The organism is Burkholderia ubonensis (assembly GCF_902833085.1).
Lineage (GTDB): Bacteria > Pseudomonadota > Gammaproteobacteria > Burkholderiales > Burkholderiaceae > Burkholderia > Burkholderia ubonensis.
Genome location: NZ_CADFEB010000001.1, coordinates 220,838 through 231,577, shown reverse-complemented (window position 1 = coordinate 231,577; position 10,740 = coordinate 220,838). Strand labels below are relative to the sequence as shown.

9 protein-coding genes and 2 pseudogenes are annotated in these 10,740 nt (G+C 65.9%); 9 read left to right on the top strand and 2 right to left on the bottom strand.

Features of this window, described 5'->3' with window-relative positions; genetic code table 11:
* Window positions 1–17 precede the first annotated feature (17 nt).
* The 5 genes and pseudogenes from HWX31_RS35290 to HWX31_RS01005 all read left to right on the top strand — a co-directional run.
* Window positions 18–557: pseudogene (locus tag HWX31_RS35290) on the top strand (type VI secretion IcmF C-terminal domain-containing protein); the annotation flags it as partial.
* A 400-nt stretch (window positions 558–957) separates the two neighbouring features.
* Window positions 958–2,772: a type VI secretion system baseplate subunit TssF gene (tssF, locus tag HWX31_RS01020; RefSeq protein WP_175933870.1), complete on the top strand. Its 1,815-nt coding sequence runs from the start codon at window positions 958–960 to the stop codon at window positions 2,770–2,772.
* 98 nt (window positions 2,773–2,870) lie between these two features.
* Window positions 2,871–3,851 carry a type VI secretion system baseplate subunit TssG gene (gene tssG / locus HWX31_RS01015; RefSeq protein ID WP_174962586.1) on the top strand — a complete coding sequence of 327 codons (981 nt, stop codon included), beginning with the start codon at window positions 2,871–2,873 and terminating at the stop codon, window positions 3,849–3,851.
* 46 nt (window positions 3,852–3,897) lie between these two features.
* Window positions 3,898–4,542, top strand: a complete 645-nt coding sequence (tssJ, locus tag HWX31_RS01010; RefSeq protein WP_175933857.1) for a type VI secretion system lipoprotein TssJ — start codon at window positions 3,898–3,900, stop codon at window positions 4,540–4,542.
* Between the two features lie 88 nt (window positions 4,543–4,630).
* Window positions 4,631–5,473 carry a hypothetical protein gene (locus tag HWX31_RS01005; protein WP_174962431.1) on the top strand — a complete coding sequence of 281 codons (843 nt, stop codon included), beginning with the start codon at window positions 4,631–4,633 and terminating at the stop codon, window positions 5,471–5,473.
* Between the two features lie 46 nt (window positions 5,474–5,519).
* On the opposite strand, the pseudogene HWX31_RS01000 reads toward HWX31_RS01005, so the two are convergent.
* A pseudogene (locus HWX31_RS01000) lies at window positions 5,520–5,729 on the bottom strand (integrase core domain-containing protein); the annotation flags it as partial.
* Between the two features lie 266 nt (window positions 5,730–5,995).
* On the opposite strand from HWX31_RS01000, the gene HWX31_RS00995 reads away from it, so the two are divergent.
* On the top strand, window positions 5,996–6,934 hold the full coding sequence (locus HWX31_RS00995; protein ID WP_174962433.1) for a hypothetical protein: 939 nt from the start codon (window positions 5,996–5,998) through the stop codon (window positions 6,932–6,934).
* Window positions 6,935–7,065: 131 nt separating this feature from the next.
* A complete protein-coding gene (locus HWX31_RS00990) occupies window positions 7,066–7,860 on the top strand; it encodes an enoyl-CoA hydratase (protein WP_059636040.1) in 795 nt (264 codons plus the stop codon).
* A 31-nt stretch (window positions 7,861–7,891) separates the two neighbouring features.
* Here the strand turns inward: HWX31_RS00990 and alr are convergent, their stop codons facing one another.
* The gene (gene alr, locus HWX31_RS00985) at window positions 7,892–9,034 is read right to left on the bottom strand and encodes an alanine racemase (protein ID WP_174962435.1); all 1,143 of its coding nucleotides are present in this window, start codon (window positions 9,032–9,034) and stop codon (window positions 7,892–7,894) included.
* Between the two features lie 249 nt (window positions 9,035–9,283).
* Between alr and HWX31_RS00980 the strand changes: the two genes are divergently transcribed.
* On the top strand, window positions 9,284–9,655 hold the full coding sequence (locus HWX31_RS00980) for an MAPEG family protein (RefSeq protein WP_174962437.1): 372 nt from the start codon (window positions 9,284–9,286) through the stop codon (window positions 9,653–9,655).
* Between the two features lie 317 nt (window positions 9,656–9,972).
* Window positions 9,973–10,725 (top strand): glutamine ABC transporter substrate-binding protein GlnH, encoded by a 753-nt coding sequence (gene glnH / locus HWX31_RS00975; RefSeq protein ID WP_059610832.1) that lies wholly within the window; start codon window positions 9,973–9,975, stop codon window positions 10,723–10,725.
* Window positions 10,726–10,740: the final 15 nt, after the last annotated feature.

Here is a 10,740-nt window from a genome sequence, read left to right as displayed (position 1 = left end):
AACCGGCCCAGGCCAGCCTGAACGACGCGTGGCGGCAGACGATCGTCGCGACCTGGAATCGGTCGTTTGCCGGCCGCTATCCGTTCGCGAACACGGCCAACGATGCGTCGCTGCCCGAACTGGCGCGCTTCCTGCGTCCGCAGGGCGGGCTCGTCGGTTCATTCCTGGCGACCCAGCTTGCGGGCGTGCTGACGCTGCAGGGCGATCAATGGGTGCCGGCGTCGAGCGGCTCAGGCGCGAGTAGTGCGGCACGCACGATCGATCCGGCCTTCCTCAACGCGATCAACATGTTGCAGCGGATCGCCGCTCACCTGCTCGCGCAGGGCGAGCCGCGGTATGCGTTCGATCTCAAGCCCGTACCCACGTCGGGCGTGACCGATACGCGCCTGAGCGTCGATGGTCAGAAACTGCACTACTACAACCAGCAGGAAACGTGGCAGACGCTCACGTGGCCGTCGAACGAGCCGCAGAAAGCCGGCACCCGGCTCGAGTGGCAAACCGAGCGGTCCGGTACGAACCTGAATCTGGAATTCGGCGGACGGTGGGCGCTCGTGCGCCTGCTGGAGCGGGCACAGGTGACCCCGATGGATACGGCCACCTACCTGATTACCTGGCAGGCCGTGCCGCCGGCACCGGCATCCGGATCAGCTACCGCGCAGACGGACGATCACGATGCATTGACGGCGCAGGGGCCGTTGACGTCCGCGCCGTCATCACTCGCGTATCCGCTCACCTACCTGATGCGCACCGACGTGGGCAAGGGGCCGCTCGAACTGCTGTCGCTTCGCGGGTTCGCATTGCCGTCGCGCATTTTCGTGCCCCGGGCTTCCACGCCTCGCGCGGGCGGGGCTGCCTCGCAACCGCCGCCGCTGCCGCCGGGCGCACTCGCGGCAGCTCGCCATGCGTCCGTGCCCGTCCCGGGCGGACCGATGCCGGAATGACACGACAGGACACCGAATGACGAATCCCATCAAGGATAACGAGATCCTGCGCTATTACGAGGCCGAGATGCGCTATCTGCGCGAAGCCGGCCGGGAGTTCGCCCATGCCTTCCCCGATCGGGCCCGCGAGTTGGGCCTTGACCGTGGCGGCGAGCGCGACCCCCATGTGGAACGACTGCTCGAGGGCTTCGCGTTCCTGATGGGGCGACTGCGCCACAAGCTCGACGACGAACTGCCCGAACTGACCGAAGGGCTCGTCAGCATGCTCTGGCCGCACTACCTGCGCATGATTCCGTCGCTGTCGATTCTCGAACTCACGCCGGACATGGGCGCGCTGCAGAAGCACGAGACGCTTGGGGCGGGGCTCGAGGTGACGTCCGGACCGATCTCGACCGGCGGCAATGGGGACGCGGCCGCACACGTCGAATGCGTCTACCGCACCACGCAGCCGATCGACCTCTATCCGATCACGTTGACCGAGGCGGGGGCATGGGCGCGCGAAGACGGTCGTTCAGTGATCCGGCTTCGCCTCGCTATCCAGCCGCAGGCCCAGCGCGAACGGTTGCGTGTGCCGCGCCTGCGGCTGTATCTCGACGCGGATCGACCAGTGGCCCTCGCACTGCATGCTGCGTTGACAGCGAAGCCGCTCGCGATGCACGTGCGCGTCCCGGGTTTCCCGGCGGATCGGCCGGGGTCGTCCCAGGATATGCCGGGTCTGCGGCTGGAGGCGGCTGGTTTCGCGGGCAATGAACGCCTGTGGCCGAAAGCCGACAACGCGTTCGGCGGCTATCAGTTGCTGCTGGAGTACTTCACGTTCCCCGAGAAGTTCATGTTCGTCGACCTGCTCGGGCTCGACATCCAGGCCATTCCCGCGTCCGCTCCCTACGTCGATGTCGAGATCGTGCTGGCAAAGCCCTGGCAGGACGACATGCGCTTCAACGCGGAAAACGTGCGACTGTACTGCACGCCGATCATCAACCTGTTTCCCGTCCAGGCCGATCCGGTCAAGGTCACGCAGTTCGAGACCGAATATCGGGTGCGGGCGCGCGAGCAGCACGGGCCGCTGGTCGACATCTACTCGGTCGACGCGGTGCACGGGATCGAGCGCGGCCGACGCTTCGAATATGTGCCGTTCGCGGCATTCCGTCACCGCGGCGGCATGCTGCGCCATGCGATGCCGGAGCGGTATTTCCACGCGCACGTGCGGCGCGCACCGTCCGGACGGTTCGACACCTGGGTGGTGCTCGGCGGCCATGCCTGGGAAACGGAGCACGCGTTGCCTCAGGAAACACTGTCGCTGTCGGTCACGGGCACCAACGGCATGCTGCCGCGCAAGGCGTTGCGGGAAGCGAGCATCACGCGCATGCGGGCCGGATTCACGAACATCGCGTCGGTGCGCAACCTGACCGCGCCCACGTTACCGGTGTATCCGCCGACAGCCGATCGTTTCCAGTGGCGGGTGCTCTCGCATCTGGCGCCGAATTACCTGTCGCTGCTCGATGCGGAAATCCTGCGCGGGTCGCTGGCCCTGTACGACTGGACCGACGGCGAGTTGAATCGCCGCCGGATCGAGGCGATCCTCGACGTGAGGCATGGGCCGCTGCAAAAGCTCGTGAAGGGTGGGTTGATGCGCGGGGTCGAAATTGCCGTGACGATCGACAGCACGCACTTCGCGGGTGACGGCGATCTCGAGCTGTTCGGCGCCATGCTCAATCGGTTCCTGGGCCTGTATGCGACGGTCAACCTGTACACGAAGCTGGTGATCGTGTCGCAGCCGACCGGCCGGCGCCTCGAATGGCCCGATACGAAGGGTGAAGGAGCGCCGTTTTGAACGCCCCCGCGAATGCGCCCGAGCGCAGCCTGACGACCCTGCCGTCGCCCCGGGCGGACCGTACGTTGCTGCCGGCGCTGCTGAATCAGGCGCACCGGATGAATTTCTATCGCTTCTGCGCGCTGATCGAACTGGCTGCATCAGATGCCGCGCCGCTGGGTACCACCGATTCGCCTGCGACGGATCCGGTCCGCTTCCGGTCTCGTGCGCAGTTGGGATTTCCGGCGCGCGAGATCGATTCGGTCGAATTCGATCTCGACGATCCGGCGATGCCGCCCGCCGTCCGCACGACGTTCCTCGGCCTGTACGGCGTCGACGCACGCATGCCGGCGTATTTCATTGACGAGGTTGCGCAGAACCGCGACGGCGCCGAGCCGCTGTCTGCGTTCCTGGACCTGTTCCACCATCGCATTGCCACGCAGTTCTACCGGATCTGGCGCAAATACCGGTATCCGGCCGGCTTCCGGCCGGATGGCTTCGATACCGTCTCGCGGGGCGTGCTCAGCCTGGTGGGTCTCGGGTTCCGTTCGCTGGACACGCGTGCGCCGGACTGGGGACTTCCACCGGACGTGGGGGCGCGCACGCTGTTGTCGATGCTCGGACTGGCCGCTCAGAAGACGCGCACCGCGGAAGGGCTTGCCGGCGTGCTGCGCCCCGCGATTCCGGACGCCGCCATTGCGGTCGAGGAGTTTCATCCGGTGTGGCGTACCGTCAACGACTTCGAACCGGCGGCGCTCGGCGAGCAATGCTTGCTCGGACGCGGGTTTTACGATCGGGCGAACACACTGCGTATCGTGATCACGCCGCACACGCGCGACGCAGTCGCGGCGCTCGTGCCGGGACAACCGACGTACCGCCAGATCACCGCGTTGCTGCGCTTCTACCTCGGCTACGAAAGCGAAGCGCTGCTGGAGATGCGGGTGCCCCCGGACCTGATGCCCGAGCCGCTGTTGGCGTCCGGTCAGGCGAAGCTGGGTCTGACCACGCAACTGGGCTCCCCGCCCAGGGGGCAAAACGGACGCCCATGCGTGACATCGGTACAGCTGGGCCGCTGGCACGGCGCGACGGAAGCCGTATAAGCCCGATACACCATTCGGCAGGACAACGCGATGCAGGACACGAAATATGGACAAGCAGCGAAAGAACCCTCTCAGGACACCGACCGGGCGAAGCCTGGTCGGGGCAGCGGCCGCCTCGGTCATCCTTGCAACCGCCGGCTGCGGCGTCGGGCAAGCCGTGAAGGACAGCACGGTGGGCGCGGCGAAATGGGTCTTCACGACACAAGTGAAGACGATGAATGTAGACCTCGTCGCCCGGTCGTCGTTAAACGCAAATGCCGCTGGGCAGCCTTTGTCGACGGTCGTGAGGCTCTACCAGTTGAAGGACGCGAAAACTTTCGACCAACTCGACTACACCCAGTTGCAGACCCATGACCTCGACGCGCTCAAGGCGGATTTGCTCGCCACCAAGGATGTGGTGCTTCGCCCCGGTGCGAATGCCAGCGTGAGCGAACCGATGCACCCGGACGCGCATGTGGTGGGCGTCGTGGCGTTCTTCCGTGAGCCGGGGGAGGGGGCAGTCTGGAAGCTGACCATGCCGAAAAAGCAATGGAAGCAGACCGATCCCGTCAAGGTCGAGGTGCGCGACAACGTGCTTGTGCTGCTCGATGCCAAGGATCAGCCCGTCACTCGGGCGGCGCCTCGGCAGAGTGCGCCGGCCGCGACGGCGCCGAAGCCGAAAGCGGTGAGCGCAACCGGGCACACTGGATGAAGGCTGAGCCAGGCATTGGAATGCTGCGATCCAAGCCGATCACGGCAAGCCCAACCAGCACGCACGATTCGATTAGACGAGCGACACCATGACAAAATCGCCGAAACAGCAAAGCCGTTCGACGCCGACGCTTGCGGACATGCAGGCCATTGCGGCCACACGTGGCGGGCGCTGCCTGTCGAAACGGTATGTCAATGCCAAGACGCGGCTGGAATGGGAATGCGCGGAGGGCCATCGCTGGCTCGCGATCCCGCACAGTGTTAAGCGCGGTACGTGGTGCAAGATATGCGCCGTGCAAGCTATGCGCGGGTCGCTGGATGATGTCCAGCGAGCGGCTAAGGCCCGCGGCGGCCGGTGCCTGTCAAAAAATTATGTGAATGCCACTACCCCACTGCTATTTGAGTGCGCGGTCGGCCATCGCTGGTTAACCACACCCGGTGGTATCCACAGCGGAAAATGGTGCTGGCAGTGTTATCGCGAACGGATGCGCCATACGATAGACGAGATGCGTGCGCTGGCGGCAAGCCGCGGCGGCGAGTGCTTGTCAGAAACCTATGACAACCAACTGCAACAATTGCGCTGGCGCTGTGCCCGCGGACATGAATGGGAGTCGCCGGCGATTACCGCAAAGAAGCACTGGTGTCAGCGCTGCTTTCGGGAAGGGCGGCGACTGGGCATCGACAAAATGCGTGACATTGCAGCCCAACGCGGAGGGCACTGTCTGTCGGAAAAGTACGTCTCGACGCACCATCCGCTGGAGTGGCAGTGCAGACTGGGCCACGTCTGGTCAACGAAACCCCAAGTCATACTACGGGGACACTGGTGCCCCCAATGCGCCAATCTGGAACGCAGTACGCGGATGCAAACGCGCTGTAAATATCTACCGGACAGGCAACATGCCGTGCCGCGGGATGCGATGCGAGCCAAATGAGTGCTATGCAGGGCATGGACTTGCCCCTGCATGACCGGACACGCGGTCACGCTTGGGTTGGAGAGTTTGCTTGCTGACGAAACTTGCGCGGCGAGCGGTATTTCAAGGCGCCGTGCAGATGCGACTCGTTGTAATGGTCGAACGCGATGGCCAGGTTCTGCAGCACCGTTCTGGCGTCGGGCTTGGGCATCCACGAAACGTAATCACGCTTCATCGTATTGACGAAGCTCTCGGCCATCCCGTTGCTCCGCACACTTTCGGCGGATAGGCGAAGAACGGGATGCGGGCGGGCATGACGTCGCCGCATTGGGCGGGCGATTTACAACGGCATGGAATATTCGTATCCTCCCTCGCAGCCGAGGGACGGCACGTGTTCGCCAGGAGCGAGCAAAGTCCGTACCGACCGGTATCAAGAACGAGAGCGGTGCGCCGACACATTTCCACCCTGCTTGAGCCAGCGTCGTTGCTGCGCGTCAGCGACGTCGTCGCGCGTTGCCTCGTCATTTCACTGGAATGTCCTGTATGACGACTCGCTTCGCACCGTGGCTGATCGCGATCGGTACCGCCTTCGCGGGCCTCGCCGCGCACGCGGCAGGCACCGCGCACTCGCTTGACCAGGCGCCCGGGAAACTCGATTCGCCCGAGACGCGCGCAGCCTTCGCGCGTGACATGAGCGGCGCGCCCGAAGTGGACGGCTTCGGCACGCGTCTGCCGCCCGGCTTCACGAGGCAGGCGCTGATCACGCAACTCGCACCGGGCCAGGACCCGGCGCGCGTCGTGCTGGTCGGCGCGAAGCCTTGGCCGCAGCGTCCGGGCGCATTTGTCGCGATCGTCTGCGCGGCGCCGAGCGCCGAGCGTGCGGAACAGGTGCTGCGATTTCGTGCACCCAGCGATTGCGACGGCTACCGCGCCGATACCGTGAAGGGCCTCGTCTGGCTTGGCGTATTCGAGCGCGGTCCGGACGGTGCGCCGCGCCTCGTCGCGCGGACCGGGCAACCGCTCGATGTAGCGACCGACTGGAGCAATACGAATCTCGACAATCCCGACAGCCTCGACGATGTGCGGCCCGACGATCGCAAGTTGCGTCCCGAGCAATGGCTGCGCTTCGATCTCGCGCCGTATCTGCTTCGCGCGGGCGATGCGGCGTTCGGTGTGCGCGCAGGCTGGTCGATCCCTTATGCGGGCGGCGGTGCGTCGTTCGAGGCGCTGTACCTGTTCCGGATCGACGGCAACACATTGCGCGTCGTGTTCGCGCAGCCGATGATGTTCTATCGGAACATTGCCGGCGACTGGCATGCCGACGGAACGCGCGATCACGACATCACGGACGGCAGCAACGCGCTGAACGTACTGTCGACGTCGACCGACGGATTTCGCGACTTGCAATTGCGCGAGCGCGGCGGCAAATGGCGCCAGACGTTTGGCTGGTCGGCGCGCGACGGCGAGTATCTGCCTCGCTGAAGCGGCGTCGGCGGTGCGCGGACCGTGATCCGGCTGGACTGTCCCGGGCGTCGACATCCTCCAGCCGCGCCCCGATTGGACTATATTGATCCGTTACCGCACCGCGATCACTCTCAATCCGGGGGGCCACCATGGATTCGAATCCCGCTTCATCGGAACCCATCCTGCAGCGCGAAGCCCGCGACGGCGTCGTCACGCTGCGCCTGAACCGCCCGCAGCAATTCAACGCATTGTCCGAAGCGATGCTCGCGAGCCTGCATGACGCATTCGAATCGCTCGCAGCCGATCCGCACGTGCGCTGCGTGATCCTCGCCGCCGAAGGCAAGGCGTTCTGCGCGGGCCACGACCTGCGCGAGATGCGCGGCAAGCCCGACCTCGACTATTACCGTGCGCTGTTCGCGCAGTGCAGCCGCGTGATGCTCGCGATGCGCGCGCTGCCGGTGCCGGTGATCGCGCGCGTGCACGGCATCGCGACGGCCGCGGGCTGCCAGCTCGTCGCCGCGTGCGATCTCGCGATCGCGGCCGATACCGCGCGCTTCGCGGTGTCCGGCATCAACGTCGGCCTGTTCTGCTCGACCCCGGCCGTCGCGCTGAGCCGCAGCGTCGCGGCGAAGCGCGCGTTCGACATGCTCGTCACCGGGCGTTTCGTCGACGCGGCGACGGCCGCCGCATGGGGCCTCGTCAACGAAGCGGTGCCGGAAGACGCGCTCGACGCCGCGGTCGCGCGCAAGGTCGCCGAGATCGTCGCGAAAAGCCCGGCCGCCGTGCGCTACGGCAAGACGATGTTCTACCGGCAGCGCGAGATGACACTCGACGACGCCTACGCGTATGCGGGCGACGTGATGGCGCGCAACATGATGGAGGAGGACGCGGGCGAGGGCATCGACGCGTTCCTGGAGAAGCGGCCGCCGCGCTGGCGGACCTGATGCCGACGCGCGGCGACGCCGTGCGCCGGAATTACCGCCCGTAGCTGCCGGTGCGCAGCGGCTCGTCCTGCGTTGCCGACGTGCCGGACGTGCTGGACGAGCCGAACGGCTCGACCACGACCGGCACGCGGGGCGCGACCGCGCACATCAGCTCGTAGCCGATCGTGCCGCTCGCTTCGGCGACGTCGTCGACCTTCACCTGATCGCCCCACAGCTCGACGTGCGAACCGATGCCCGCGTTCGGACACGGCGTGAGGTCGACGGTGAGCATGTCCATCGACACGCGGCCGACGACGCGCGTCAGCACGCCGTCCACCGCGATCGGCGTGCCGGTCGGCGCGTGGCGCGGATAGCCGTCCGCATAGCCGCACGCGACGACGCCGACCCGCATCGGCTGGTCGGCCGTGAAGCGGCGGCCGTAGCCGACGGTTTCCTGCGGCGCGAGCGTCTGCACGCCGATGATCCGGCTCGTCAGCGTCATCGACGCCATCAGCGGCGTATCGGCGATGTGGCGCGCCGCGCCGGTCGGCGACGCGCCGTACAGGATCGTGCCGGGGCGCACCCAGTCGCGATGCGCGCGCGGATGCCACAGCACGGCGGCCGAGTTCGACACCGAGCGCTCGCCCGGCATGCCGGCCGTCGCCGCGTCGAACTGGTCGAGCTGCCAGTCGATCTCGCCTTCGTCGGCGTTCGCGAAGTGCATCATCAGCGTGATCGCACCGATCGACGGCGCGCCGGCCGCGCGCTCCCATGCGGCGCGGAATGCGTCGGGCCGGTAGCCGAGCCGGTTCATGCCGGAATTCATCTTGAGCTGGATGTCGATCGGCCGCTGCGGCTTCGCGGCGATCAGCAGGTCGAGCTGCGCGTCGCAGTGGACCGCGACCGTCAGCCGGTGGCGCTCGACCAGCTCGACGTCGGCCGGATCGAAAATCCCTTCGAGCAGCAGCACGGGCTTGTCCCAGCCGAGCGCGCGCACGCGCACCGCTTCGTCGAGGTCGAGCAGCGCGATGCCGTCCGCCGCCGCGAGCCCCGGATAGATCCGCTCGATGCCGTGGCCGTAGGCGTTGGCCTTGACGACCGCCCACACGCGCGACGGCGCGACGCTCCGGCGAATGAATTCGAGGTTGTGGCGAACGGCGGCGGGACGGATGTGGGCGACGATGGGGCGGGGCATGGCGTGGGCTCGGATCGATGGTCGGTCGGTCTGGCGCGGATCGGCGCCAGACCAGCAATGAGCGCTATGTTATTGGGGATTGACCAGTTTGAATTAATGTTTTTGTCGGCAATTTGGTGGAAATTCCGGCGCGCGTGAGCGGCCGAGCGTCCCGTCTAGAAAACCGGTGCGCACTCGCGGCGGGGCGATGCTAAGCTCTCGGCGATCTTGTCATTGAATAATGTAATCATAAACACGGAGGAGGCTTTGATGACGACGTCCCAGCTGTGCCTGTTCATCGTGGCGGTGTTGCCGTTCCCGCTGACGATTCTCGCGAAGGCGAAGAAGGGCTACGACAACCACACGCCGCGCGAATACCTCGCGAAGCTCGAAGGCTGGCGCGCCCGCGCGGCGGCCGCGCACCACAACGCGTGGGAGGCGCTCGCGCTGTTTACGGCCGGCCTCGTCATCGCGTGGCAGTCCGGCGCCAACGCGCATCGCGTCGACCAGCTCGCGATCGCGTTCGTCGTGATCCGCGTCGTCTATTCGCTGCTGTACCTGCTGAACTGGGCCGCGCTGCGCTCGCTCACGTGGTTTGCCGGCATGGCCTGCGTCGTCGGGCTGTTCTTCGCCGGGCCGTGACCGCACGCCGCCCGGTCGACCGGGCGGCCGTTCGCAACGATCGTTTCATCACGCCGCCGTGCCTTCGGGCACGGCGGCGTTTTTTCATTTGCGCACCGTTTCGTCTGAGCGAAGCGCTGCGACGCTCCCGCGCCGAGGCTCGGGTTTTTCTCGATGCAATTGCCTGTTGCGCATTTTTTTGTTGTCGTAGTATCGGCGTTGACAACACATGTTGCACTACGTTCTAATTCGACATCGCATGTTGCGGTGCGGCTTGCTGTCGTCGCTTCACCCGGCCGGGGTGCCGGGTCCATCGCCAATCAATGCGGAGAAATGCCATGAGTCGCCGTTCCTTCCTGAAAACTGCCGTGGTCGTCGCGATGCTCGGCGCAAGCGTCGCGCACGCCGACACGAAGACGCTCGTCGTCGGCACCGACACGTCGTTCATGCCGTTCGAGTTCAAGCAGGGCGACAAGTACGTCGGCTTCGATCTCGACCTGTGGGCGGAGATCGCGAAGGACCAGGGCTGGAAATACACGATCCAGCCGATGGATTTCGCGGGCCTGATCCCGGCGCTGCAGACGCAGAACATCGACGTCGCGCTGTCGGGCATGACCATCAAGGAAGAGCGCAAGAAGGCGATCGACTTCTCCGCGCCGTACTACGACAGCGGCCTCGCCGCGATGGTGCAGACCGGCAACACGACGATCAAGTCGATCGACGACCTGAACGGCAAGGTGATCGCCGCGAAGACGGGCACCGCGACGATCGACTGGATCAAGGCGCACCTGAAGCCGAAGGAGCTCCGCCAGTTCCCGAACATCGACCAGGCGTATCTCGCGCTCGAGGCCGGCCGCGTCGACGCGGCGATGCACGACACGCCGAACGTGCTGTTCTTCGTGAACAACGAAGGCAAGGGCAAGGTGAAGGTCGCGGGCCAGCCGGTCAGCGGCGACAAGTACGGGATCGGCTTCCCGAAGGGCAGCCCGCTCGTCGCGAAGGTCAACGAGGAGCTCGTGAAGATCAAGTCCGACGGCCGCTACGCACAGATCTACAAGAAGTGGTTCGGCGCCGAGCCGCCGAAGATGTGAGCGTGACGGTGCATC

Coding starts and splice junctions, on each gene's coding strand:
- HWX31_RS00995 (WP_174962433.1), top strand. CDS start 5,996: ATGACGACTCGCTTCGCACCGTGGCTGATCGCGATCGGTACCGCCTTC.
- HWX31_RS00980 (WP_174962437.1), top strand. CDS start 9,284: ATGACGACGTCCCAGCTGTGCCTGTTCATCGTGGCGGTGTTGCCGTTC.
- tssJ (WP_175933857.1), top strand. CDS start 3,898: ATGGACAAGCAGCGAAAGAACCCTCTCAGGACACCGACCGGGCGAAGC.
- tssF (WP_175933870.1), top strand. CDS start 958: ATGACGAATCCCATCAAGGATAACGAGATCCTGCGCTATTACGAGGCC.
- tssG (WP_174962586.1), top strand. CDS start 2,871: ATGAATTTCTATCGCTTCTGCGCGCTGATCGAACTGGCTGCATCAGAT.
- glnH (WP_059610832.1), top strand. CDS start 9,973: ATGAGTCGCCGTTCCTTCCTGAAAACTGCCGTGGTCGTCGCGATGCTC.
- HWX31_RS00990 (WP_059636040.1), top strand. CDS start 7,066: ATGGATTCGAATCCCGCTTCATCGGAACCCATCCTGCAGCGCGAAGCC.
- HWX31_RS01005 (WP_174962431.1), top strand. CDS start 4,631: ATGACAAAATCGCCGAAACAGCAAAGCCGTTCGACGCCGACGCTTGCG.
- alr (WP_174962435.1), bottom strand. CDS start 9,034: ATGCCCCGCCCCATCGTCGCCCACATCCGTCCCGCCGCCGTTCGCCAC.